Source organism: Flagellimonas spongiicola, from assembly GCF_023502425.1.
GTDB lineage: Bacteria > Bacteroidota > Bacteroidia > Flavobacteriales > Flavobacteriaceae > Flagellimonas > Flagellimonas spongiicola.
The window spans coordinates 846,288-871,830 of record NZ_JAMFMA010000002.1; the positions used below are offsets into that span (position 1 = coordinate 846,288).

The window sequence follows — 25,543 nt, forward strand, 5'->3', positions numbered from 1 at the left end:
ATTTTAGTCGTAATTTCAAACGTTCAGAAAAACTATTGGAAATGATCAAAAAAACAGTTTCAAATGTACAGGATGCCTTGGAAGGTGTAGCAGACGGAATGACTTTTATGCTTGGAGGATTTGGCCTTTGCGGTATTCCGGAAAACGCTATTGGACAGTTGGTGGAATTGGGTATCCGTGACATTACATGTATATCCAACAATGCCGGTGTAGACGATTTTGGTCTGGGACTTTTATTGCAGAAGCATCAAATAAAAAAGATGATTTCTTCTTATGTGGGCGAAAACGATGAGTTTGAGCGACAGATGCTCAGCGGGGAACTGGAAGTTGAGTTAACGCCCCAAGGTACTTTGGCTGAAAAATGCAGAGCCGCCCAAGCCGGCTTTCCAGCCTTTTTTACACCCGCAGGTTACGGAACCGAAGTTGCCGAAGGAAAAGAAACCCGAGAATTTGATGGTAAGATGTATGTTCTCGAACCTGCCTACAAGGCCGATTTCGCGTTTGTAAAAGCATGGAAAGGTGATGAAGCTGGAAATTTAATATTTAAAGGAACGGCTAGAAATTTTAATCCCTGTATGTGTGGTGCGGCAAAAATCACCGTGGCTGAGGTTGAAGAATTGGTGCCCGCCGGGACTTTGGACCCCAATGAAATTCATATTCCAGGAATTTTTGTGCAACGAATTTTCCAAGGAAAGCAGTATGAAAAACGAATTGAACAGCGAACCGTTCGAATTAAATCATAATGTGCAAATAAACTAATGTTTGAATGATGGAGGTGAGGGAAAACGTAGTTGTGACTAAATCAACAGAGCTGGCTTTATTGGTAATTGAGTTTTGTGAGGAGTTGGAAGGAAATAAAAAATTCGTAGTTGCAAGACAATTACTTAAAGCGGGTACAAGTGTAGGGGCAAATATCAGAGAAGCACAGAATGCCGAAAGCATGGCTGATTTTGTCCATAAATTAAAAATCGCAGCCAAAGAATTGGAAGAAACCAAATACTGGCTGGAATTGTGTGAAAAGTCAAAATCCTACCCTTGCAATGAAGAATTGATAAGTACATCAAGTGAACTGAGCCTTATTTTGGGTAAAATAGTAAGTACAAGTAAAAAGAAATTAAACAACAGCTAAGAGTAATGTACGAATGCGTTGCTTCATTAGTAATTAATCAATTAGGAATTAAAAATGTTGGATAAAAACGGAATAGCGCAAAGAATCGCTAAAGAAGTAAAAGATGGCTATTATGTTAACCTGGGTATAGGGATACCGACTTTGGTGGCCAATTTTGTACGAGAGGATATCAGTGTTGAATTTCAATCCGAAAATGGGGTATTGGGCATGGGCCCCTTTCCATTTGAAGGTGAAGAAGATGCAGATATTATCAATGCTGGTAAGCAAACAATAACCACATTGCCCGGAGCTTCTTTTTTTGATTCTGCATTAAGTTTCAGTATGATTCGTGGTCAGCATGTTGACTTGACCATATTAGGCGCAATGGAGGTTGCGGAAAACGGTGATATTGCCAATTGGAAGATTCCGGGAAAGATGGTAAAAGGAATGGGAGGAGCTATGGATTTGGTTGCTTCCGCAGAGAATATTATTGTTGCCATGATGCACACCAACAAAGCTGGAAAATCCAAATTACTAAAAGCCTGTACCTTACCGTTAACAGGGGTCGGTTGCGTAAAGAAAATTGTCACCAATTTGGCCGTTCTGGAAGTAACCCCAGAAGGTTTTAAATTAGTGGAACGAGCTCCTGGTGTTTCCGTAGAAGAAATTGTTAATGCCACAGAGGGTAAATTACTAGTTGATGATAACGTGCCAGAGATGGTTTTGTAGGTGTTGTGGTTAAGTTTGTTCACCACAAACAGCATGATTTTCACAACATTTTTTTTATTTCATAAAACTTAAGAGGTATTTTGGATTTGTAGAATATTTTTCCCAAATTAACTCCATTAAAATCAACACCATGGCACCCAAATTAACCCGCTCCTCAGTTGAGGACAATGTACAAGTTTACAGAAACGATTTTTTTACTGGAATTATGTTGTTGATTAAAAAGCTTTTCATGCTTTAAATCAATTAATTACCACCAAAAAATCGAAGGGCCAACACCAAGTTAGGCTCTTTTTTTTATCCCTATTTTTAGGCTTATGAAACCTCTAACAACGCATTTGTCAATTCAAAAATGTACAACATCCGATGCGTCTTTATTGACGCATATTTCGCGGGATACGTTTATTGCAGCATTTGAGGCACAGAATGACCCAGATGATTTTAAGAACTACATCGAAACTGCTTTTAACGAAACGCAGTTGCTAAACGAAATAAACTCGGATGGAACGTCCTTTTATTTTGTGTATGATTCAACGGAACTTGTTGGCTATTTTAAAGTAAATATTGGTAAGTCTCAAAGCGATATCAAAGATGAAAATTCCATGGAGTTGGAACGCATTTATGTATTAGGGGGTAACCAAGGGAAAGGTATTGGCGCATGGATACTAGATCAAGTTATTGTCTTGGCCAAAAAAAATGCCCTGGATTATTTATGGTTGGGGGTATGGGAACATAACCCAAGGGCCATTAAATTTTACCTGGACAATGGATTCACAAAGTTTGGAACGCACCCTTACTTTATTGGCAAGGATAAACAAACAGATTGGTTGCTGCGCTTAGAACTTTAAAATCCGTTCCAGAAACACAATGTCCCTATCATTTTGCCTTTTACGAGCAAGTGAATTTTCGAAAGCAGTTTTTACCAATAGGCCAATTGCCACAGAATTGCCAGCAGTAAGGCTATTGGTTCTATAAACAACATCCCGGATGGTAGAAAAACTAATACCAGTTTGGGTGGCAATATCAGCCATATAATCTTTGGTAATGTTTCTTCTTAGTGTTGCTGATAAATCATCGCTTATAGGTTTTCCAAACTCTGATTCATTGAAAATGTCCTTTTTGATGCCTTGTAGGTAGATAGATTTGAGATGTCCCATCGAATAGAATTGAAGGATTAAAATACTGAAAATGGAAGTAATTCGCTTTTTCTATATTTGATCGTAAGTGAATTACAAAGGTGAGGATGATGACTACGCAGCAATGACTTGTAGCGTAAAAATATTACACAAGATAATGATTTTATGCGCATAATAAAAGAGTTAAGGAAAAAAATAGGGATAAATCAAACGGAATTTGCCAATAAAATAGGAGTAAGCCTAAGAACAATACAACTTTACGAGCGCAAGGAGGCAAACATTCCCATGAAGAACTTAAAGAAGATTGCCGAGTTTTTTGATATGACCATTCCGGAACTTTACATCCATGAGTTCCATGATCCCAAAGACAATTACGGCAAGAAGAAACCCTTCACAAAACACGGAAGCGTCTTCTACCCTTTGGATAGGGGCAAGATTTTGGCAATGACTTCCTTGGTTTTGATGGAGGACCACCAAGAGTATATTCATCGTGTAAAGGCAGGTGTGCCATCGCAAAATGCTTTTCAAACCGGCTTTGTGTTGGATGCCATGGGGGAAGAACTGCATATGGCTTTTGAGATTTCTGGAGATTCCATGTTTGATGGAAGCATTGATTCTGTTCCAAATAAATCTATTGTGCTAGGCGTTGAGTTGGATAAAAAGGAGTTTTGGAACGAAGATTATGAACTTTTGGACAAGCCCTATATTCTAGTTTGTAAAGACCGTGTTATCTGCAAACAGATACGGGGATACCATCCGGAACAAGAAACCTTTAAATGTGGGAACCTGAATACATCCCCAGAATATCAGGATTTTGACCTCCCATTTTCGGATGTTTTGCAGCTATTCAGTATTGTGAAAAAGCAATTGTAGCTATTGGATCCGAATAAGGATTTCCGCTGCTTTGTCCAATACCTCTTCGGTTTTACCAAAACAGAAACGAAGGTATCGTTGATTGTAACTTGGTCCGCAGAAAACGGAAATCGGGATGCTGGCCAATTGATATTCCTTAATCAATCGTAGGGCAAGCTCCATATCATTTTCTTCACTGATTTGGTCATAACCCAAAAGTTGAAAATAAGTACCACCTGATGGTTTAACTGTGAACTTTGAGGTTTTTATTGCTTCCAGAAAATAGTCTCGCTTCTGCTGATAAAAGGACCCTAGTTCTAAATAGTGGTCATGGTTTTTCAAATATTGGTTCAAGGCATATTGGGCTGGTCTAAAAACAGAAAACACATTATACTGATGCACCTTGTGGAATTCTTTCATAAGTTCTTTTGGCGCTACCACGTAGCCAATTTTCCAACCTGTGATGTGAAATGTTTTTCCAAATGAAGATGTAATGAAACTTCTAGAGGCCAAATCTAGATATTTTGATACACTAAGATGCGGTTTTCCATCAAATACAATATGCTCATAGACTTCATCACTTAGCAAGATCACATTGGTTCCAGATAGTATTTCTTGAAACTTTTGCATATCAGCTTCAGCCCATAGTTTACCCGTAGGGTTATGCGGATTGTTGATGATAAGCATTCGCGTGTTAGCGCCAACGGCTGATTTAAGGGCTTCCCAGTCCACTTCAAAATCCTTGCCCACCAAATCAACAGGGACTACTTTACCGCCAAAAAGCTCAATTGCTGGTTCATAACAATCATAGGCCGGACGTAGAATGATGACCTCGTCCCCAGGATTGACAAAAGCTGCAATGGTGGTAAATATAGCTTGTGTTGCCCCAGAGGTAATGGTTATCTCGGTATCAGGATGGTAATATTTACCATAGAGTTGTTCCGTTTTTTCAGATAGGGTTTCACGGAGTGCTTTAGAACCCTGCATGGGAGCATATTGGTTGTAATCCAGTTGAAGTGCTTCATCCACCAAATGAAGTAATGCAGGGTCTGGAGGAAAGTTTGGGAAACCTTGCGAAAGATTAACTGCATTATGTTGCAGGGCCAATTGGCCAATTGTAGTAAAAATTGTGGTACCTACATTGGGTAATTTGGAAATGATATTATCCATGAATTGATTGTTCCTTTAATTTGTCCAACACTTTTTGAAGGCAGCGGTCCAAGTCCTTTTTAACCTCACTTTCCCAAAACCGAAAAACGGTATAGCCCATTGCTTTCAATTCGTGATTTACCTCTTCATCCCGTTGCATATTCCGTTCAATTTTGGCTATCCAAAACTCACGATTGCTTTTGATTTTTTGTTTGCGTTCTGGCCAGTTTTGCCCGTGCCAGAACTCACCATCAATAAAAATTGCGGTCTTGTATTTTTTAAGAAGGATATCGGGCCTGCCGATCAACTTTTTATAATCAACACGATAACGATAGCCTGCGGCCCATAAGGCCTTCCGAAACCGTAATTCTGGCTTGGTGTTCCTACCACGGATTTTGCCCATTATCTTAGAGCGCTCAGGTGTGGTATAAAAACCAGAGGCTTCGTTGAAACGAGGGACTTGTATACGCTCTTTTTGGTATTTACTGGACATGATTGCTATTAGTTCCGAAATTTTTTAGTGATTTCAAGTTTATAGCCAATTCCATGTACATTCAGCAGATTGACTTGGTCATCATCCTGGAATTTCTTTCTGATTTTGGAAATAAAGGTATCCAAGCTGCGCCCAACAAATACACCTTTGCTCTCCCAAACCTCATTAAGTAGCACATCCCGAGTAACAACTTGGTTTAAATGATCGCTGAATATTTTGATCAGTTCAGCTTCTTTGGAAGTAAGCCTGAACGAGACGCCATTTCTGACCAGCATATTTTGGTCCTTGTAAAATTCGTAGCTGCCTATGGCCGAGTACGAATGTGGTAAGAAGGAAGCATTAGCTTCTTTCTTCTTGTTCCAAAACAGCAGTCCCGCACCAATGGAGGCAATAAAAAAAACGGCATACCAGGTAAAACCCATAGTAGATTCCCGTTGATTTGAAATACTAGGGAACTGAACATTAATGGTATAGCAGTTCTTGGGAAGATTCCTGCCTCTACAATGAATTAGATTTTGTTCTTCATCAACGGATTGGACATAACTATAGGATATTTCCTTGGTGTCGCAATTAACCACCTCTACAAGATAGTTGTTAGGGAGATTAAGAATTTGAAAATTATTGGCTAGGGACGCAACCAGACTGTCCGGAATAATAGGCAGTTCTGATTGAAAAGTCAATTCAAATTGATCTGACTCCAATGCAGTAACTGGCATAACCAAAGATGTGGAGTCTTTATGTTGCAAGAGAAGTGAATTCCCTGTATTTCTTAGTGCAACTTTTATTAAACTGGATAAATTTTTCTCTGGAGGTCTGGTCATCGTATTGACAACCAAATAGGAAAATACCCCTAAAACCAGGAAGCTGTATACGTAGACGATTACTTTCATTTTCCTAATACCTTGTTGTCAATATTTGCAATTTTTTGCATTTCATTTACATTTTCTTCACCACCTGAGGCATCCCCAAACATAGTTTTGTCCAAAACGAAACAATGAAAAAAATCATCTTATTAGCAGTAAGTATTGGGTTTAATACCTTTATGTATGGACAAGGTACCATAAATATTGATACAGAAAAGAGTGTTATCAAATGGACTGGATCTAAATTATTCCAGTTCAATGAGCATTATGGAACCGTAAAATTTTCTAATGGGACATTTTTATGGACGGGAGATAACATAATGGGAGGGCATTTTGTGGTAGATATGAAGTCTATTGTCAATACAGATGGTAAATACAACGAAATGCTGGTTTCACATTTAAAGAATGAGGATTTCTTTGATGTGAAAAATCATCCGATTGCCAAGTTGAAAATCACCCAGGTCTTTTACGTTGATTTCAAGGAAATAAGTGCCGAAGCATTGCTGACCATAAAAGGGATTACCCATCCCATAAATTTTAGGATGACTATTGAAGAATCAAACAAAACCCAGGTATTTAAATCAAAGTTTGTTATTGATAGAACCCGTTGGGGTATTCAATATGAATCCAAAGGATTGATTGATAGCGTTAAAGAAAATATCATTTCGGATGCCATAGGATTTGAAGTGGTTCTGGTAACCAAACCGGGATGCTAACAACGCTTGTTCGCTTGCGTTTCCTCACATTTTTATAAACAAAAAACCCAAACTTTTACTGAAGTTTGGGTTTTGGTCTTTATGTATTGGAATTTTATCCTTTAATCGAAGCGGATAGATATTCTCGGTTCATACGGGCAATATTCTCCAAGGAAATTCCTTTTGGACATTCAATTTCACAAGCTCCGGTATTTGTACAATTCCCGAAACCTTCCAAGTCCATTTGGCGAACCATATTCTCCACACGTTCCGCGGCCTCTACTTGACCCTGAGGTAATAAGGCAAACTGTGAAACTTTAGCGGAAGTGAACAACATAGCACTTGCATTTTTACAAGCTGCCACACAGGCGCCACATCCAATACAAGTTGCAGCATCCATCGCCTTATCAGCATCTTCTTTCCGAATCGGAATGGCATTTGCATCAACCGTATTTCCAGAAGTGTTTACAGAGATGTAACCACCTGCTTGTTGGATACGATCAAAAGCACTGCGATCTACGATCAAATCTTTTATCACTGGAAATGCCTTTGCTCTAAACGGCTCAATGACAATAGTATCCCCATCCTTGAATTTGCGCATATGCAATTGGCAAGTTGTGATCAATCTGTCCGGGCCATGTGGTTCTCCATTGATTTGCAGGGAACATGTACCACAGATACCTTCTCTACAATCATGATCGAACTCCACTGGTTCTTCGCCCTTGGAAACCAATTCCTCATTTAGGATATCCAACATTTCCAAAAAGGACATATCGCCTTCCACACCATCGAGGATGTAATCCACAATTTGACCCTTTGATGCAGCGTCCTTTTGTCTCCAGATTTTTAGTGTTAGCTTCATGTATTCGCTATTATGTGCTCGTGAATGATATCACAAACTATTTATAACTTCTTGTTTTAAGCTCAATATTCTCGTAAACCAATTCTTCTTTATGCAATACAGCATCTTTGGGTTCACCTTTGTATTCCCATGCCGCTACATATTTGAAGTTCTTGTCATCCCTTAAGGCTTCACCTTCTTCGGTTTGGTATTCTTCACGGAAGTGACCTCCACAAGATTCGTTTCTGTGCAAGGCATCTTTAGCGAACAATTCTCCCAATTCCAAGAAATCGGCAACACGCCCTGCTTTTTCAAGTTCTTGGTTTTTGGAATCTGCAGCTCCTGGAATCTTTACATTCTCCCAGAAATCTTTGCGCAGTTCGGCAATTTCCTTGATGGCTTCTTCGAGCTCTTTGGCGTTTCTGGACATACCACATTTATTCCACATGATCTTGCCCAGTTTTTTATGATAGTAATCCACCGAATGGATTCCTGTTCCTGACATTAATTTTTCCAGTCGGCTACGCACTTCGTTTTCCGCTGCTTCAAACTCGGGAGAATCTGTAGGGATTGCTCCAGTTCGAATATCATCGGCCAAGTAATCCCCAATAGTGTATGGAAGTACAAAATAGCCATCGGCCAAACCTTGCATCAAAGCAGAGGCACCCAATCGGTTAGCCCCGTGATCACTAAAATTGGCTTCACCTGCGCAGTAGCATCCAGGTATTGTGGTCTGAAGGTTATAATCCACCCAAACTCCACCCATGGTATAGTGAACCGCAGGATAAATCATCATAGGCGTCTTGTACGGATTCTCATCAACGATTTTCTCGTACATCTGGAAGAGGTTACCATACTTGGCTTCAATGACTTCTTCGCCTAATTTAGTAACGGTTTCCTTACTTGGATCCTTGAGTCCTGAAGTAAGTGCTTTCTCTCTACCATAGCGTTCAATTGCCGCTGCAAAATCGAGATAGACCGCCTCACCAGTTTTATTAACACCAAAACCGGCATCACAACGTTCTTTTGCAGCTCTGGAAGCAACATCCCTAGGCACCAAGTTTCCAAAAGCCGGGTATCTGCGCTCCAAATAGTAGTCTCGGTCTTCCTCCGCCAATTGTGTTGGCTTTAGCTTGCCTTCGCGAATAGCTACTGCATCTTCCATACGTTTTGGCACCCAAATTCTACCATCATTTCTCAAAGACTCTGACATCAAAGTCAATTTGGATTGATGTTCTCCGGAAACTGGAATACAGGTAGGGTGAATTTGTGTATAGCAAGGATTGGCAAAAAACGCTCCTTTTTTATGTGCTCGCCATGCGGCCATTACGTTACTGCCCATTGCATTGGTTGAAAGGAAGAAAACATTTCCATACCCCCCAGTGGCCAATACCACGGCATGAGCACTGTGTCTTTGAATTTCTCCCGAAACTAAATCACGGGCAATGATACCACGAGCTTTACCGTCAACCAATACCAAATCCATCATTTCATGACGGTTATAGGATTGAATTTTTCCTCGGTTGATTTGTCTGTTCATTGCTGCATACGCTCCCAGCAATAATTGCTGTCCAGTTTGCCCTTTGGCATAGAACGTACGTGATACTAATACACCTCCAAATGAGCGGTTGTCCAAAAGCCCACCATATTCCCGAGCAAAAGGCACTCCTTGTGCTACGCATTGATCAATGATATTCGCGGATTCTTCAGCCAGACGATAAACGTTGCCTTCACGGGAACGGTAGTCACCACCTTTGATGGTATCATAGAAAAGACGGTAGAAACTATCACCATCTCCTTGATAATTTTTGGCTGCATTTATTCCTCCTTGAGCGGCAATTGAGTGCGCTCTTCGTGGAGAATCCTGATAGCAAAATGTCTTTACATTATAGCCCAACTCTGCCAAGGTAGCGGCAGCAGCACCACCTGCTAATCCAGTACCTACAACAATTACATCAATGTTACGCTTGTTGGCTGGGTTTACTAGATTGATTTCATTCTTATGTTTGGTCCATTTATCGGCCAAAGGACCGGATGGAATTTTAGAATCCAATATGCCCATAATTAATGTGTTATTGGGTTAAGATGATGGTAAAGGGCTATGAAAACAAAAGCCAACGGAACCACCACGGCAAATATTTTAGTAAACGACTTTATGGCTGGAGTGTATTTATTGTTGACTCCCATGGATTGAAATGAAGAAGCGAATCCATGCCATAAATGCAAACTTAAAAGAACAAATGAGATTACATAAATAATGGTCCGCCAGAAAGGAGCGAACTTCTCTACCGTTTCCGCGTAGTACCGCGTTGGATTTTCCGGATTCATTTCAATGTATTTGTACGTCATTTCATGTACCCAGAAGTCATAAAAGTGCAATCCTAAAAAGGCAAGTATTGCCAAACCAGAATAGATCATATTGCGCGAAACCCAAGGTGCAGCAGCTCCTCCATTATACTTCACATAGCTGATGCCACGCGCCTGTTTGTTTTTGAGTTCCAAAGCGAATCCCATTACAAAATGCACAATTACCCCAATGATCAGGATAGGCTGCATGAGGTATTGTACCAAAGGATTGTACCCCATAAAGTGCGAAGCTTCGTTAAAAAAATCGGGAGAAATCACCGATGCAAAATTGATGGTAACGTGTAGTATTAAGAAAATTACCAGAAACAAACCCGAAAGTGCCATCACTACTTTGCGGGCAATCGAAGATTTTATCAATCCACTCATTAGCGTTGGTTTAGACAACAAATTTACGGCACGATTGAGTTTTTAACAAGCTTTCAACAGCCATTAAGGTCTTATTTAGACCCATTATACCCAAGCTATCAATCCTTCTCATTCTTAAGGATTTAATTACTTTATTTTTCCAACAAATGGGAATTTTAACCGATATTACCACTGAATTGCATCAGAAATAAGCTTATGGATATTGCGATACTTTCTGTTAGTCTTAACGTACATTCCACTCGCAGGATTCTTGAGGAAGCCCAGAACGCAGGACATTATGTGGAGCTCATTGACCACACAAGATGTTCGGTTAAACTTGGCGATGGCAAACCACAGATTTTTTTGGATGAAGAAAATGTTATTGACGAGTTTGATGCAATCATACCTCGCATTGGAGCCAAAGTGACACGGCATGGAGCTGCCATCGTCAAACAGTTTGAGATGAACAATGTGTTCAGTACAGCACGATCCTTGGGCATCACACGAGCACGAAACAAGGTAAGGACACTACAGATCATGTCCAGGAAAGGGATTCCTATTCCAGAAACGGTTTTTTCCATAAATCCGGATAATATTGAAGAACAGATAAAATTGTTGGGGGGACCTCCTGTAATCATAAAACTGCAAGAGGGTACGCACGGTATGGGGGTAATATTGGCCGAAACCAAAAAGTCGGCAAAATCCATCATAGACACGTTGTATAAAATGGATACCAGTATTCTGCTTCAACGGTATATTTCAGAAGCAAATGGAGAGGACATTCGAATTATTGTGGTGGGCAACAAGGTAGTTGCAAGCATGAAACGCACCAGTGATTTGGATGATTTTAGATCTAATGTCCACAGGGGTGCAGATACCACTGCTATCAAGCCCACGGCAAAGGAACAATTCATTGCATTGAACGCAACTAAATATTTGGGCTTGGGAGTGGCTGGCGTGGATTTGATGCGTTCAAAAAAAGGACCGGTTCTTTTGGAGGTGAATGCTTCGCCAGGACTACAAGGAATTGAGGCAGCAACTGGAGTGAATGTTGCCAAACATATTATTGATTTTGTTGAAAAGAATGCACTCAGAAGGAGAAAATAAAACCTTGACAATCAACGGAGCGGAAATTGCTCCGGGAGAAAGCAAGTTGGTACAGATCAATATTGCAAGATTGCCAACGGGAACGTTAATAGACATTCCCGTGCATGTGTTCAATGGAAAAAAACCCGGCCCTACTTTATTGGTTCAAGCTGGATTGCATGGCGACGAAATCAACGGGGTGGAGACTTTGAGAAGAGGACTTCAGGAAAAGTTGTTTCAGGTAAAGAAAGGCGCGGTGATCGTTGTTCCCATTCTTAACGTATTTGGGTTCATACATTTTTCAAGGGATGTTCCCGATGGAAAGGATGTCAACCGAAGTTTTCCAGGAAGAAAAACAGGATCGCTGGCCAGTAGGATTGCTTACAATTATACCTCGGAAATTTTACCACAAGTAGATTACGCAATCGACTTGCACACCGGTGGCGGGTTGCGCCATAATTTCCCCCAAGTACGTTACACCTTAGATGATGATCGCAGTAAGTTTTTGGCTGAAGCATTCAATGCGCCCCTGTATTTTTCGTCACGATTGATTGCTGGATCATTTCGTAAAACTGCATTCAAGTTGGAGATACCAACAATAGTGTTTGAAGCTGGAGAAAGTATGCGATTTGACGAAAATAGCATTGATGAGGGATTAAAAGGGATACAGAATGTTTTGGTCCAATTAGGAATGCGGGCCGTTAAAACCAATAAAAGGAAACATCAATCCATTCATTTGGAAGGAACAAGATGGGTCCGTGCTTCCAGGGCGGGCATGTTTATTCCAGAGGTTGAGAATGGGACAGTTATTACAAAAGACCAGATTTTGGGAATGGTTACGGACACCTTTGCTAAGAAGACCAAAAAAATCAAAGCTCCATTTGACGGTTTTGTTTTTTGTATAAACCATCAGGCCGTAGTCAATCAGGGAGATGCATTATTTCACCTCGGTTATTGACTTTGAAGTAAATTTTCCTTGGATTCCAATTTGGTTAAACTCCATTTTATGGCGCTTTCCAAATCGGAAAACTGACGGATATTGTTTTTGAAAAACATACGCTCCAGAATAAGACTTGCCAAGCCGCTTTTGGAGTAGGCAACAACCGAATACAACTCCAATTGATGCCGGTTGGTGAAGAATTTTAACCAATCCGTGGGTACAACGGAGTAATTGTTTATCCGGTTGGAAATGTAGGCAATGGGTTTTTCCCGCCCAATGATTTCGTAGGCGGCGTCTATTGTTTTTTGTGCCATGTTCCAGTTAAAAACCACATCTTCCTTAATTTCGGAAATGACAAGACCATCAAAGAAATAGAATACCCCAAACTCGTATTCACGTATTTCCCTGATGTTTTTAAAAAAATCTATTTCCCTGACACTACGCATGATTCGTTGGTGTTGAGAATTTTATTCTGGATTAAATTAGCTTTTTGAGGACGGTAAATTTAAGGATTATTGTGTGAGTTATCACGGTTTTGGTCAATAATAGCGCGCTTTTTACGGATTTTTCAACTTTTTCAGCTGAATCCGAAAAAACCATAACTTTTAGCGTAACTAATCTTAAATGTTGTTAGTAATAGGCGTACTACGTTGGCCTTATTTTTCCTTCAATTGTAGTACTTCCCAATATTATTCTTCCATATTGCTCAGTTGAATACCCAAGGCTTTTGTAGATAACTGAACTTCGATCAATGATAGCAATAAGGATACCATTAAAAATATCAAGCTAATGCCAAAGATGATATTGGCCCACACATTCATTTCAACATAAATTAAAAACATCGTGATCGCGGAGAGCAAAAAGCTAACAATGGCAGAGGCCTGCATGTTTTTGATTATACCTAAACGCTTACGTAGTTGTTCAATTTGTTTTTTTACGGGCTGAGAATCTTCCTGTAAGTATTGCTTATGAAGTTGGCGTATGAGAGCGGCAATGGCCAAATAGCGTGCATTATACGCCAACATGGTCAATGAAATTGCCGGGAATAATAGCGCCGGGATGCTTAAGGTAAGTTGCATTTATTCAATTTTGAATTCAATCTCCTCAGAAGTGCCATTGCCGGATAAGGTCACCTTGTAACTTCCTTTTGGCAAATAGGTTTTTCCATTTTTGGCAGCTTCCAATTTCATTTTATTTTTTTTCAGAAAATTGCTTTTCCCTTTTTTGGAAAATGCAAGGTCATAAGATAATATGTTCAAGCCTTTATCGGCTTCCATTTGAATGGCGCTTACCTCAACACCGTCAGCAGTGCTTACCGATGCATTGACCGTTCCAGATTGAGAAGCATAAAATGTCAGGTCCAAGCCCGGAGTGTTAGGTTCAACCCACCCATATGTTGGATTCCCCCAATTTTTGGAATGTTTGATGTTCTCCACTTTGAAGAGCGCCAATTTTTTGTTCCATAACTCAGGGGTCATTTGCTGTAATACAGAAACATCACCTTTGTAAATACTTCTGCCGTGGGTGCCGACCAAAAGATGTTTTGCTTCAGACTGAATCACTAAATCATGGATGGCAACATTTGGCATTCCATTTTGAAATAGTTCCCAGTCTTCACCACGATTGAAACTTACATAGAGTCCATTATCCGTTCCGACAAATAAAAGGTTCTCATTTTCTGGGTCTTCAACAAAAGCATTAACGGGTGCGTCTGGTATTCCGTTGGAAATTTGCTTCCAGCTTTTTCCGTAATCATCACTTACATATATAAAAGGAGTAAAGTCGTCCCATCGATAACCATTTAGGGTAGCATAAATACGTTCTTTTTTATGTTTTGAGGCAGCCACTTCGCTTACCCATTGATTTTGTGATAAGGAATTGGAAATTTGCTCCCAGCTGCCACCTCCGTTTTTAGAGACATGGATCAAGCCATCATCCGTTCCAACATAGATTAATCCGAATTTAAATGGAGATTCCGAGATGGTGGTAATCGTTCCATAAGCAACATTCCCTGTTTTCCCTCCGGAAGTAAGATCTTCGGAAATCGTTTCCCAATCATCGCCCTGATTTAGGGATCGGTGTAATTTATTACCACCTAGATACAGGATGTCCTGATTATGTTCTGATAGTAAGATGGGGGTTTGCCAATTAAAACGATAGGGAGATTCACCCAGTTCGTGTTTTGGTTGAATGTACTGACTGGTCTTGGTACTCAAATCCAAACGAAAGTAATTGCCAAACTGGAATCCGGTATAGACGATATCGGAATTTCTGTTGTCGATTTGAACTTGCATCCCATCTCCACCCAAGATCATTTGCCATGGGTTGATTCCGTTTTGTTCCCAAGCCTTATTTTCTTTATTGTCGTGTGCCCCTTTCCAAACACCGTTGTCTTGTAATCCGCCATAAACATTATAAGGGGTTTCATGATCAATGTTGATTGCATAGAACTGCCCTACTTTTGGGGAGTTGTTCTTCATCCAGTTTTCACCATCATCATAAGAGATGTTGACCCCGCCATCATTTCCATTGATCAAATGACCAGGCCTGTTTGGATTTATCCATAGCGCATGATGATCTACATGAACGTTTTCCTTTCCTATTGATGTAAATGTATCTCCTCCATCTTCTGATTTTACCAGGGGTACGCCTGCCAGATAAATACGGTCTTTAGCACTTGGGTCCACCCTAATCTGGGCAAAGTAGTACCCATAACTATAGAACAAATCATCGATGTAATCCGAGTTCATCTTTTTCCAATTTCCACCGGCATCATCACTACGGTACACTTCGGCACCAACTACAGGCGTATCGAAAAGCAACGAATTGGCATTTTCCAAATACTTGGTCAAATCCACAGGAGCAACACTTCCACTCCGCACCATTTGTTTTACGTTTTCAGCCTTGTATTTTTCCTGGAAACCGTTCGTCTTTAAAAAGTCGTTTAACTTTTTATCATCCAATGCCAAGAAAGTCTCGCTGTCCATAGATCTAAAATCCTCTTTGGTCAATTCATCTTTTTGCGCTTCCTTTTTTTTCTCCCTTCGGAATTGACTATCGTGTACAGCATAGACCGTATTGTCATCAAAAACCGCGAGTCCAATCCGTCCAACACCATCACCAGTTGGGAAACCTGAACCCTCATTAGTGACCAAGGACCAACTTGATCCACCATCAACACTTTTATAGATTCCTGAATGCGCACCATTGCCCGAAAAATTCCAAGCCTTTCTGTCTTTTTCCCATGCCGCAGCATATTGTATGTTGAAATTATTGGGCGAACAGGCAAGATCTATGATTCCCGTATTTTCATCAACAAACAAACTATGCGTCCAAGTTTGGCCACCATCAGTAGTTTTGAAAACGCCCCTTTCTGTATTTGGAGAATACAAATGACCAGTGACACCAACAACCACTTCGTTTGGGTTGTTTGGGTTTACGATGATCCTGCCAATATGATGCGAATCATGCAGTCCCATATTGGCCCAAGTTTTACCACCGTCGGTAGATTTGAGGATACCAATACCAGCGTAGGAAGAACGTGATGAATTGTTTTCCCCGGTACCTACCCAGATGGTATTGCTATTCCATTCTACGGCAATATCCCCAATATTTTGTGTATCTGAATTGTCAAGAACTGGATCAAAGGAAATGCCATTGGTGGTGGTGTGCCATAAGCCTCCTGAGGCGTAGGCCACATAAAATTCGGTTGGGTCATTTGGGTTGACATCCAAGTCCACAACCCTACCGCTCATTACAGAGGGGCCAATATTTTTTAGTGGGATATTTTTAACCGATGAGGTTTTGGCCAATTGAGCTTTCTGGGCCAAGGAAGTCATAACTTTTTCAGCAGAAGTGGCATTTTGTTGGGCCATACCCAATTGAAAAAATAAGAGCAAAGCAAACCATTGGAAATGTTTCATGTAGGAGGTGTTTTATTTCATTTGGGAAGGTATGAATTTGTCTTGGGTATCGCAATTACCTACATTTGGACAAATAGATTTTTTCACATGAAATACCATCCGATCAGCAACCAGCTTTTTATCAAAAACCGTAAAAAATTCATGGCTCAAATGAAACCAAAGAGCCTTGCGGTTTTCAACTCCAATGATATCTACCCCATAAGTGCGGATAGTACCATGAAGTTTGAGCAACACCGTGATATCTTTTACCTAAGCGGAGCTGATCAAGAGGAAACCATCCTGTTGTTGTTTCCTGAAGCTTCGGATAAAAAGCACCGGGAGATTTTGTTTGTGCGTGAGACCAACGAGCATATCGCCATTTGGGAAGGAGCTAAATTGACGAAGGCCCAGGCCACTGCCGTTTCCGGAGTAGAAACAGTGTATTGGTTGACAGATTTTGACAAGGTGTTTTTTGACTTAATGACGGAAGCGGATACGATTTATTTTAACACAAATGAGCATTACCGTCAGGCGGTGGTTACACAGACTAGGGAAGATCGCTTTATTGAAAAGTGCAAAAAGGACTTCCCGGCCCATAGTTGGGCCAAGAGCAATCCTATTTTGCAACAGATAAGAGGGGTTAAAGAACCAGAAGAAATTGCATTGATGCAGGAAGCCTGCAACATTACCGAAAAAGGTTTTAGAAGGTTACTGAGCTTTACCAAGCCCGGAGTTTGGGAATACGAAATGGAAGCGGAACTCTTGCATGAATTTGTCAGCAATAGATCTAAAGGCTTTGCCTACACGCCGATAATTGCTGCAGGTAACAATGCCAATGTACTTCATTATATAGAAAACAACCAACAAATCAAGGACGGCGATTTGATTTTGATGGATGTTGCCGCGGAATATGCCAACTACTCAAGTGACCTTACCCGAACCATACCAGTAAATGGAAAATACACCAAGCGCCAGCGAGAAGTCTACGATGCTGTACTTCGCGTGAAAAACGATGCCACAAATATGTTGGTGCCCGGAACTATTTGGGCGGAATACCATAAAGAGGTTGGTAAACTAATGACTTCTGAATTGTTAGGATTAGGATTATTGGATAAAGCGGATGTGCAAAACGAAGATCAAAACTGGCCTGCATACAAAAAGTACTTTATGCATGGCACAAGCCATCATATTGGTTTGGACACCCATGATTACGGGGAGTTAAAAACGCCAATGACCGCCAATATGGTCTTTACGGTGGAACCGGGAATTTATATCCCAGCAGAAGGATTTGGGATCCGTTTGGAGGATGACGTAGTGATCCAAGAAAAAGGGGAGCCTTTTAATTTGATGCAAAACATACCAATTGAAGCCGAGGAAATAGAAACGTTGATGAATGCATAGTTTACAATTAATAGCAACGATACTTACGTGGCAGGTTGACATTGAAAAGAAAATGGAAGAAGCGCCGGACAGTGCCTATGAAATTGGTGTTGTTATTGGGTCGTACCTTCCTTTTGTGATTTTGGTTGGTATAGCTTACGCGATTTATCACTACAATAAAAAGAAGCGGGGGTCTTAAGCTTTCCTTAAACTACACCAGATAACATAGGTCAAATTTTCTTAATCATTGGTTCTAAATCATTTAATGATGATTCATTTTACAAAGGAGGTAAGAAATTTGAAGAATAACAGTGAAGTAACAATCCCGTAAAAGTGAATATATTCTCTTATCATTTAGTTGAACTGTCCATCTTTGATTCAATAAAAAAAATATTCTCGAATCCAATTTCTGACAAAACGAAAGGACTTATTCACTGTGAATATATGACAGCGATGACCCTAGGTTCTCCTATCTTTTCTCCATCTAGGGTTTTAATTGGACAAGTTGCCGTTTTTATGCAATGGGAAAATGAAATGGCTCTTAAAAACTATATGGAACAAGACAGTTTTGGAAGAGTACTTGCAGAAGGGTGGCATGTTCGTTTGGTCTTTACTAGAATATGGGGAAAGTTCCACGGATTCAAAATATCAAACCAAATCGACAAATTAAAAAGTCCAAATTCTCCAGTAGTAGCTGTTACAATTGCAAGAATGAAACCATTGGCAATACCTAGGTTTATCCAATGGGGAAGGCCTGCAGAAAAACTAGTTAGAGATCATCCTGGAACTACTCTTTCATTGGCATCTATAAAATTTCCTACTACGGTCTCAACTTTTTCAATTTGGAAAACAGAAAAAGAAATGACAGATATGGTTCATGGCCATACAACGGTTGAAAAACCAAGACGACATGCCAATGCTATGAACGAAAGAGAAAGAAAAGATTTTCATTTCGAGTTTACAACACTTAGATTTAAGCCTCTATCAGAGTTTGGCGAATGGAAGGGAAAGTCAAACTTTATTCCCGGTATTTAAGAATTCCATAAAAATGGGAATCGCAAAGAAAAATCAAAGTATACAAGATTGGATGACACAGCAATGGGTCATTCTTTTTGGAAATAAAATTGATAAAACAAAGCACAAATGGCTTCTTGGACCTTTTGGCGAGAAAAATGGTATAGGATTAAAATTTATAAAACAATTAGCTGAAAAAGAACATTTGATTATTGATAATCAAACCAAAAACAAGGGATTGATTCAATCCATTGAACAATTATGTCTACCTAAAAATGAATCGAATAGGTTGTCTAAGGAAGTCATTGACTTTTATCAGAATACGTCTAATTATGATCTCCAATTTAAGGTGAAATGGAATCCGATTTTTAAAGGATTTGGTCTTTTAGTAAAGCTTATATTTAGTCAAAGAATAGAACAACTAAATGTTCCAATTAGAAATGTTAAGAGTGCCTCTGGATTGACAAACGAAATAATACAATTACTCGATTCTAAAACGAACGAAGTAATAAGGACAATTTGGTTTCGAGCATTTAAATCTACGGGTCAAGTTGTTTATTCTGGGGTTTATGACACTTGCCTTATGCCATCGGGGATTACTTGTATTAAGGCAATGTTTCCACTACCAAACGGGAATGCCACGGTTATTTTAACTCCAAAAGTTGGAACAAGAGGAGAACTGATACTTAGTTCAGAAGGAAAAAAAATTGGTGATAGCGGTTTCTATTTTTTATTAAAAGATTCCAAAGGGCAATTATGGGCTAAATTCATAAAGTCATTTAAAGACACCCTAGTAGTAAGAAGCTTAAAGAATAGAATAAGCGCCACACAAACCTTAACATTATGGAATATGAAAGTGTTAAGATTTGATTATGAAATAAAAAAACTCCATAATAGTGAAAGTTAACATGACTCCATGCTTTGGCATGATCAAAGACTTAAAAAACAAGTCTATTCTCTTCTAATCCCTCACCAAATTCGCCACTCCAAAAACCACCATTGCAGGGATTACCCAACCCATATGAAATTGGCTTAATGGGATGTATTGGGTAATTGGAACAATGGATTCACCCCAACCAATACTGCCTATAAAATCCGGGATACTAAATAAAACCGTAGCAACGACGACCCATTTAAAAACTTTGGGAGAAGCCCACTTTTCGGGTAGCACATTCAGCACGATCAATACTATGGTAATGGGATAAATAAACATTAAAGCAGGTAGGGCGACAGCTATGATGTACCCGACATTGAATTGCCCCATCAGTACGCCGAGAATGCAAGCAATAATGGTCGTAATAATATAGGCTTGTTGAGAATTGTTGAACCGCCCTTTTATAAAATCTGCAGTACCGGTTACAATACCTACTGCGGTTGTGAAACAGGCCAAGCTTACCAAAATACTCAAGAGCAAAGCGGCAGTGTTGCCCCAAGTTTTCTGACTTATACCGCTAAGTAATGCCGTTCGCGAAATCTCAGGATCAAAGGAATCCCCGAACAAAGCTCCTGTAATGATCAAACCAGTATATACCAAAAACAACCCCAAACCGGCAAACCAACCCGCTCTGGCAATAAGGTTTCTCTTTTCGGCATATGCCATGCCATCACTTTTCAGATTGATTGAAATGATGATCACTCCTCCTACAACTACGGCTCCAATGGCATCAAAGGTTTGATACCCTTCTAGGATTCCATGTGTAAATGGGTTAGGGAATTGGGAGGCACCAAAATTGAACTCCAATTCAAAAAAAGCGACACCCATGATCAAGGCGAGAACGATCAAAATACCCGGTGTCAAAAACTTTCCAATAACATCCAATATCTTGGAACGATTGACCACAAAGACGTAAACCAAACCAAAGTATAAGATGCTGGTAAACAAAGAGGAAGAATCCCAAATGGGTTGGATAGCCATCTCATGTGTTACAGAAGCAGTCCTTGGTGAAGGAAGAGCGATGGAAATGGCATATACGATATAACAATAGATCAGGCTGAAGCTAGGAGAAACTTTCTTTGCAAAGTCGAACATGGTCCCCTGTAATCTGGCATGGGCCAGGATTCCAAGGATAGGTATAAAAACAGCCGATAAACAAAAACCAACTGTAACCAACCACCACCATTCTCCTGATTTAAATCCCAATTGCGGGGGTAAGATCAAATTACCTGCGCCAAAAAAAAGTGAGAAAAGGGCAAAGGCCGTGATGGCCACCGTTTTTTTGTTCATAAAGTGTTAATAATTTTTTGTTAAAATAATTCAAATAATTATATTTCGAAACGCAACTCATCGGTAGAATGCAATATTTGGACGATGTTCATGCATTTCATCGAAAAACAGCTTTTTGGAATTGCTTTGCAAAATAAAAAGTTATCAACATCCGTTGCTAAAATAGATCTAATTACCAAACACGAACGTATAACATAAAATTACAGCAATATATCTACGCATTGATCGACCCCAAATCGAATAAATGCCTGCCCCAAACAACACCAAGCTTATGAAGACTTCCCCGAACCACCATGGCAACAAATTCTCTTCTTTTTTCTGCAACTTATTTGGACATCACTATGTGGTTTCCAAAAAAGTAACACAACATATTAAGGAGTACAAATGCATTCACTGCCAAAAGCAAGTCACTACAGATGCAAGCGGCAAGCTTTCCGAGCTTACCCCGGAAATGCAGGACATTAACAGTACCCTTTCCGATATGTATAGAAAGCGAAGAGGAAGACAAGTTCCTCAAGTAGCTTAACCTGTTCGGTTAAGTATTCATCGTTGTAAAGATTTTATCCCGGAGATAGCTAAAGCGCTTCGTTCAAATCGTTATGTGCCCCAAGACCTTTTGATCAGCAGTGTGCTAATTTTCGGGATTTTTTTATTCCTCATTAAATGAATTCCATCCCTGGGCTGTAAGCGCAATTTTAGTATTTGCCCTGGTAACCAAATGCGTGCCTTCTTCTTTAGCAGCAATATGACCAATTACTGTTAGATTGGGATTGGCCTTTATTTTTGGAAAATCAGTTTGGTCAATGGTAAACAATAACTCATAATCCTCGCCACCACTTAAGGCAATGGTTGTGGAATCCATTTTGAATTCTTCTGAAGTGGAGATGACCGTAGGATCCAAAGGAATTTTATCTTCAAACAAATTGCAGCCTACCTCGCTATTGGCACACAAATGAAGAATTTCCGAGGAAAGTCCATCACTGATATCGATCATGGAAGTTGGCTTGACTTCCAATTTTTCAAGCAGCTCAACAATGTCCATTCTTGCCTCTGGTTTCAATTGCCGCTCAACAATATAAGAGTAGGGTTCTAAGTCAGGTTGATTATTGGGATTAACTTTAAACACTTCCTTTTCGCGCTCTAAAACCTGCAAGCCCAAATAGGCGCCACCAAGGTCACCACTAACCACTAAAAGGTCGTTTTCTTTTGCCCCGGAGCGATAAACAAGCTTTTCAGTTTTAGCCATTCCAATAGCGGTAATGCTGATTAACATTCCTTTGGTACTGGAGGTTGTGTCCCCACCTATTAAATCTACATTATACACATTGCACGCCTGCGCCACTCCTGCATAAAATTCTTCAAGGGCCTCTAATGGAAACCTATTGGATATAGCAATGGAAACGGTAATTTGTGTGGCAATGGCATTCATGGCATATATGTCTGATAAGTTGACCATCACAGATTTATAGCCTAAATGCTTTAAGGGCATATAACTAAGGTCAAAATGCACACCTTCAACCAATAAATCCGTGGAGACTACGGCGTTCTTATCCTTAAAATTCAAGACAGCAGCATCATCCCCAATTCCTTTTAGCGTAGATGTGTGTTGTATTTCAAAGTGTTTGGTCAAATGATTGATGAGTCCAAATTCCCCAAGATTTTCAAGCGAAGTTCGCTGTTGGTTTTTATCTTCTAACATTCGGCAAAAGTAATGAGGATAATTATAAAATGGTATCTTTAAAAAAGGAACTTAAAATTGCTTTTGAAATGGGAAGACACCTCATCTTCATGCTATTAGCATTCTTTATCTTTTCGTGTACCAGCGATAATGGAACGGACCCTGCTCCAAATCCAAATCCCGGTAATGGGGGCAATCCAGGAAATGGAGGAAACCCTGGGACTGATCCACCTGATATTGGAAACGGAAGTGCAACGGTGACCGGTCTGGAACCATGTGAAGGCGGAATGGCATCAATATACCCGTGTAACGGATATGACCTTCTGGTGCAAATGAACCTTCAAGCATTCAATGCTACTTCTGCCAATGATATTTGGGGATGGACAGATATAGCTACTGGGAACGAATACGCAATTCTTGGCCTGGATAATGGTACAGCATTTATCGACATTACAGATACGGATAATCCCGTTTATTTAGGGAAGATGCTTACGGAGACTGTATCCAGTATTTGGCGAGATGTGAAAGTTTACGCTAATCATGCCTTTGTGGTATCTGAAGCAACAGGACATGGTATGCAAGTTTTTGACCTTTCCCGATTGAGCAATGTTCAAAATCCACCGCAAGTTTTTGATGCTGATGCAGTATATACGGGAATCGGAAATGCGCATAACATTGTGATCAATGAAGAAATGGGATTTGCTTATCCCGTGGGAACAGCGCGTAATGATGCTTTTGGAGGTGGTGTTCATTTTATAAGCGTGCAAAGTCCGACCAATCCATCAGGAGTTGGAGGATTTGGAGCGAAGGGGTATACACATGATGCTCAAGTAGTGACCTATAGTGGTCCCGACGCAGACTATACCGGCAGTGAAATTTTCATTGGATCCAATGAAAACGAAATTACCATTATAGACATTACGGATAAATCAAATCCGTCGGAAATCGCATCAATTGGCTATAGCAACATCGGATATACGCATCAAGGTTGGTTTACTGAAGATCACCGCTATTTTATTTTGGGTGATGAATTGGATGAGATCAATTTTGGATTCAATTCTCGGACATTGATTTTTGATTTCACGGATTTGGACGCCCCGGTTTTGCATACGACTTACCTAGGACCTACGACTGCCATTGACCACAATGGATATGTGCTTGGCAATGAGTTTTTCTTGGCCAATTATTCGGCAGGGGTGCGGGTTTTGGATATCTCTGATATTGCCAACGAGAACATCTCGGAAATTGCATTTTTCGATACCTTGCCTGCCAACAATGCACCCGGTTTTGATGGGGTATGGAGTGTCTATCCTTACTTTGAAAGCGGAAAAATAATAGTTAGCGATACCAATTCGGGATTATTTGTAATTCAAAAATCAAATTAATTTAAGCTATGAAAAAGATTTTTGGACTGCTGGTTTTACTGGCACTTTACTCTTGTAATACTGATGATGCCACGGTCAATCCTCCAACAACTGTAGATTTTACAGGCGAAGTGGATTGGATAAGGACGTTTGGAGGTTCTGGTGAAGACACGGCTCAATCCATCATTCAAACCCAAGATGGGGGATATGCTGTTTTGGGATTCAGTAATAGTGTGGACGGAGATTTAGTTGGGAAGACTACCATGGTTAATGATTACTGGCTCCTAAAATTGGATTCAGAGGGGAATTTACAATGGAGCAATACCTATGGAGGTTCCAAGGACGACCGAGGACAATCCATAATTCAGTTGAGTGATGGGGGTTATGCCATAGTTGGCTATGCCATGAGCGATGATGGAGATGGAAGCAATAATGAAGGTTTTCATGACAATTGGATATTACGATTGGATTCCACGGGTGGTATTTTATGGGAAAAGAGTTTCGGGTTTTCAGGCCACGACCACTCTTACGATGTGGTAGAAACTACCGATGGTGGATTTTTCTTTGCTGGCTTTTTGGATGTAACCTCATCAGGTGGTGCGGGCAACGAAGGTAAAGGAAGCTATTTGACCAGACATGGTGTTGGGGAATTTTGGGGCACACGATTGGATGCAGATGGCAATCTTGAATGGCGCAGGTATTTTGGCGGCACAAACAATGACAGATCTTATGGGGTAGTACAAGCAGATGACGGAGGATTCGTAATGGCAGGATCATCAGAAAGTAACGATTTTGACATTACAGACCCCAAGGGAAGTTATGATTATTGGGTAGTAAAAGTGAGTTCCACTGGGGATTTAGTTTGGCAAAAATCATTTGGAGGAACTGGAATTGATAAAGCCTATGACATTGCCAAAACGGCAGACGGCGGATACGTTGTGACCGGCAATACGTTTAGTAGTGATTCCGATGTTCAACAAAACAATGGGGAATCTGATTTATGGTTGATCAAATTAAGCGATGATGGGAATCTGCAATGGCAAAAGAATTTCGGCGGTACCGCTTTTGATTCGGGACATAGCTTAAAGACGACCTTGGACAACGGAATTGTTATTGCAGGGAATTCAAAAAGTGGTGATGGTGATTTGGTAGAGAATTTTGGGGAGAATGACCTTTGGATTCTAAAAACCAACGGCGAAGGAACCATAGAATACCAGCAGGTTTTTGGTGGTGCGGGCATTGATTTTGGCTTTGATGTATTGGAAGATCAAAATGGTCATTTATTAGTGGTAGGTGAAACTGCCAGTGATGAATTTCAAGGCCTTTCTTCAAAAGGATCTTCAGATTTGGTGGTTATTAAAATCAAATAGGCCACGTTCC

Annotated in this window: 27 protein-coding genes; 15 read left to right on the forward strand and 12 right to left on the reverse strand. The window is 40.2% G+C overall.

Annotated features, from left to right (window positions below; all coding sequences use genetic code 11):
- Positions 1-41: 41 nt before the first annotated feature.
- From M3P19_RS10015 to M3P19_RS10030, 4 genes are all read left to right on the forward strand, one after another.
- Entirely contained in the window at positions 42-743 is a 702-nt protein-coding gene (locus M3P19_RS10015; protein WP_249657528.1) for a CoA transferase subunit A, read from the forward strand.
- 23 nt (positions 744-766) lie between these two features.
- Positions 767-1,129 carry a four helix bundle protein gene (locus tag M3P19_RS10020; protein WP_249657529.1) on the forward strand — a complete coding sequence of 121 codons (363 nt, stop codon included), beginning with the start codon at positions 767-769 and terminating at the stop codon, positions 1,127-1,129.
- A gap of 54 nt (positions 1,130-1,183) precedes the next feature.
- On the forward strand, positions 1,184-1,837 hold the full coding sequence (locus M3P19_RS10025; protein WP_249657530.1) for a 3-oxoacid CoA-transferase subunit B: 654 nt from the start codon (positions 1,184-1,186) through the stop codon (positions 1,835-1,837).
- Between the two features lie 314 nt (positions 1,838-2,151).
- Positions 2,152-2,682 (forward strand): GNAT family N-acetyltransferase, encoded by a 531-nt coding sequence (locus M3P19_RS10030; RefSeq protein ID WP_249657531.1) that lies wholly within the window; start codon positions 2,152-2,154, stop codon positions 2,680-2,682.
- Here M3P19_RS10030 and M3P19_RS10035 read toward each other — a convergent pair.
- Positions 2,671-2,991, reverse strand: a complete 321-nt coding sequence (locus tag M3P19_RS10035) for a hypothetical protein (protein WP_249657532.1) — start codon at positions 2,989-2,991, stop codon at positions 2,671-2,673. The two genes, M3P19_RS10030 and M3P19_RS10035, sit on opposite strands and share 12 nt — an antisense overlap.
- Before the next feature lie 144 nt (positions 2,992-3,135).
- On the opposite strand from M3P19_RS10035, the gene M3P19_RS10040 reads away from it, so the two are divergent.
- On the forward strand, positions 3,136-3,843 hold the full coding sequence (locus M3P19_RS10040; protein ID WP_249657533.1) for an XRE family transcriptional regulator: 708 nt from the start codon (positions 3,136-3,138) through the stop codon (positions 3,841-3,843).
- On the opposite strand, the gene M3P19_RS10045 is transcribed toward M3P19_RS10040, so the two are convergent.
- Genes M3P19_RS10045 through M3P19_RS10055 form a run of 3 tightly spaced genes read right to left on the reverse strand, consistent with a single transcriptional unit; the run spans position 3,844 to position 6,354 of the window.
- Positions 3,844-4,992: a methionine aminotransferase gene (locus tag M3P19_RS10045; RefSeq protein WP_249657534.1), complete on the reverse strand. Its 1,149-nt coding sequence runs from the start codon at positions 4,990-4,992 to the stop codon at positions 3,844-3,846.
- Entirely contained in the window at positions 4,985-5,464 is a 480-nt protein-coding gene (locus M3P19_RS10050; protein WP_249657535.1) for a very short patch repair endonuclease, read from the reverse strand. Before M3P19_RS10050 ends, M3P19_RS10045 begins: the two co-directional genes overlap by 8 nt.
- Positions 5,465-5,472: 8 nt before the next feature.
- Positions 5,473-6,354: a helix-turn-helix domain-containing protein gene (locus M3P19_RS10055; RefSeq protein WP_249657536.1), complete on the reverse strand. Its 882-nt coding sequence runs from the start codon at positions 6,352-6,354 to the stop codon at positions 5,473-5,475.
- A 104-nt stretch (positions 6,355-6,458) separates the two neighbouring features.
- Here M3P19_RS10055 and M3P19_RS10060 point away from each other — a divergent pair, with 104 nt between their 5' ends.
- Positions 6,459-7,043: a YceI family protein gene (locus M3P19_RS10060; protein ID WP_249657537.1), complete on the forward strand. Its 585-nt coding sequence runs from the start codon at positions 6,459-6,461 to the stop codon at positions 7,041-7,043.
- A 94-nt stretch (positions 7,044-7,137) separates the two neighbouring features.
- Here the strand turns inward: M3P19_RS10060 and M3P19_RS10065 are convergent, their stop codons facing one another.
- The 3 genes from M3P19_RS10065 to M3P19_RS10075 are packed head-to-tail and all read right to left on the reverse strand — an operon-like array spanning position 7,138 to position 10,596.
- A complete protein-coding gene (locus tag M3P19_RS10065; protein WP_249657538.1) occupies positions 7,138-7,884 on the reverse strand; it encodes a succinate dehydrogenase/fumarate reductase iron-sulfur subunit in 747 nt (248 codons plus the stop codon).
- 37 nt (positions 7,885-7,921) lie between these two features.
- Positions 7,922-9,925, reverse strand: coding sequence for a fumarate reductase/succinate dehydrogenase flavoprotein subunit (locus tag M3P19_RS10070; protein ID WP_249657539.1), 2,004 nt, complete (start codon positions 9,923-9,925; stop codon positions 7,922-7,924).
- Between the two features lie 2 nt (positions 9,926-9,927).
- Positions 9,928-10,596, reverse strand: a complete 669-nt coding sequence (locus M3P19_RS10075) for a succinate dehydrogenase cytochrome b subunit (protein ID WP_249657540.1) — start codon at positions 10,594-10,596, stop codon at positions 9,928-9,930.
- Positions 10,597-10,791: 195 nt separating this feature from the next.
- Here M3P19_RS10075 and M3P19_RS10080 point away from each other — a divergent pair, with 195 nt between their 5' ends.
- Both M3P19_RS10080 and M3P19_RS10085 read left to right on the forward strand, forming a co-directional pair.
- Positions 10,792-11,682 (forward strand): RimK family alpha-L-glutamate ligase, encoded by an 891-nt coding sequence (locus tag M3P19_RS10080; protein ID WP_249657541.1) that lies wholly within the window; start codon positions 10,792-10,794, stop codon positions 11,680-11,682.
- Complete coding sequence (locus M3P19_RS10085; protein WP_249657542.1) at positions 11,660-12,619, forward strand: succinylglutamate desuccinylase/aspartoacylase family protein; 960 nt, start codon at positions 11,660-11,662, stop codon at positions 12,617-12,619. Before M3P19_RS10080 ends, M3P19_RS10085 begins: the two co-directional genes overlap by 23 nt.
- Here the strand turns inward: M3P19_RS10085 and M3P19_RS10090 are convergent.
- The 3 genes from M3P19_RS10090 to M3P19_RS10100 all read right to left on the reverse strand — a co-directional run bounded on the left by M3P19_RS10090 (position 12,613) and on the right by M3P19_RS10100 (position 16,524).
- Positions 12,613-13,047 carry a hypothetical protein gene (locus tag M3P19_RS10090; protein WP_249657543.1) on the reverse strand — a complete coding sequence of 145 codons (435 nt, stop codon included), beginning with the start codon at positions 13,045-13,047 and terminating at the stop codon, positions 12,613-12,615. The two genes, M3P19_RS10085 and M3P19_RS10090, sit on opposite strands and share 7 nt — an antisense overlap.
- A 243-nt stretch (positions 13,048-13,290) precedes the next feature.
- The gene (locus tag M3P19_RS10095; RefSeq protein WP_249657544.1) at positions 13,291-13,680 is read right to left on the reverse strand and encodes a DUF2721 domain-containing protein; all 390 of its coding nucleotides are present in this window, start codon (positions 13,678-13,680) and stop codon (positions 13,291-13,293) included.
- On the reverse strand, positions 13,681-16,524 hold the full coding sequence (locus M3P19_RS10100; RefSeq protein WP_249657545.1) for a beta propeller repeat protein: 2,844 nt from the start codon (positions 16,522-16,524) through the stop codon (positions 13,681-13,683).
- 87 nt (positions 16,525-16,611) lie between these two features.
- Here M3P19_RS10100 and M3P19_RS10105 point away from each other — a divergent pair, with 87 nt between their 5' ends.
- The 4 genes from M3P19_RS10105 (at position 16,612) to M3P19_RS10120 (ending at position 19,804) form a co-directional block, all read left to right on the forward strand.
- Positions 16,612-17,904: an aminopeptidase P N-terminal domain-containing protein gene (locus tag M3P19_RS10105; protein ID WP_249657834.1), complete on the forward strand. Its 1,293-nt coding sequence runs from the start codon at positions 16,612-16,614 to the stop codon at positions 17,902-17,904.
- Complete coding sequence (locus M3P19_RS10110) at positions 17,897-18,082, forward strand: hypothetical protein (protein ID WP_249657546.1); 186 nt, start codon at positions 17,897-17,899, stop codon at positions 18,080-18,082. Before M3P19_RS10105 ends, M3P19_RS10110 begins: the two co-directional genes overlap by 8 nt.
- Positions 18,083-18,216: 134 nt before the next feature.
- Complete coding sequence (locus M3P19_RS10115) at positions 18,217-18,918, forward strand: hypothetical protein (RefSeq protein WP_249657547.1); 702 nt, start codon at positions 18,217-18,219, stop codon at positions 18,916-18,918.
- 13 nt (positions 18,919-18,931) lie between these two features.
- Positions 18,932-19,804, forward strand: coding sequence for a hypothetical protein (locus M3P19_RS10120; protein WP_249657548.1), 873 nt, complete (start codon positions 18,932-18,934; stop codon positions 19,802-19,804).
- Between the two features lie 54 nt (positions 19,805-19,858).
- On the opposite strand, the gene brnQ is transcribed toward M3P19_RS10120, so the two are convergent.
- A complete protein-coding gene (gene brnQ, locus M3P19_RS10125) occupies positions 19,859-21,121 on the reverse strand; it encodes a branched-chain amino acid transport system II carrier protein (RefSeq protein WP_249657549.1) in 1,263 nt (420 codons plus the stop codon).
- Positions 21,122-21,392: 271 nt separating this feature from the next.
- Here brnQ and M3P19_RS10130 point away from each other — a divergent pair, with 271 nt between their 5' ends.
- Positions 21,393-21,647, forward strand: coding sequence for a hypothetical protein (locus tag M3P19_RS10130; RefSeq protein ID WP_249657550.1), 255 nt, complete (start codon positions 21,393-21,395; stop codon positions 21,645-21,647).
- 123 nt (positions 21,648-21,770) lie between these two features.
- Here the strand turns inward: M3P19_RS10130 and thiL are convergent, their stop codons facing one another.
- Positions 21,771-22,820 carry a thiamine-phosphate kinase gene (gene thiL / locus M3P19_RS10135; protein WP_249657551.1) on the reverse strand — a complete coding sequence of 350 codons (1,050 nt, stop codon included), beginning with the start codon at positions 22,818-22,820 and terminating at the stop codon, positions 21,771-21,773.
- A 68-nt stretch (positions 22,821-22,888) separates the two neighbouring features.
- Between thiL and M3P19_RS10140 the strand changes: the two genes are divergently transcribed.
- Positions 22,889-24,184 carry a choice-of-anchor B family protein gene (locus tag M3P19_RS10140; protein WP_249657552.1) on the forward strand — a complete coding sequence of 432 codons (1,296 nt, stop codon included), beginning with the start codon at positions 22,889-22,891 and terminating at the stop codon, positions 24,182-24,184.
- Positions 24,185-24,192: 8 nt separating this feature from the next.
- Positions 24,193-25,533: a hypothetical protein gene (locus M3P19_RS10145; protein WP_249657553.1), complete on the forward strand. Its 1,341-nt coding sequence runs from the start codon at positions 24,193-24,195 to the stop codon at positions 25,531-25,533.
- The last annotated feature ends 10 nt before the right edge of the window (positions 25,534-25,543 follow it).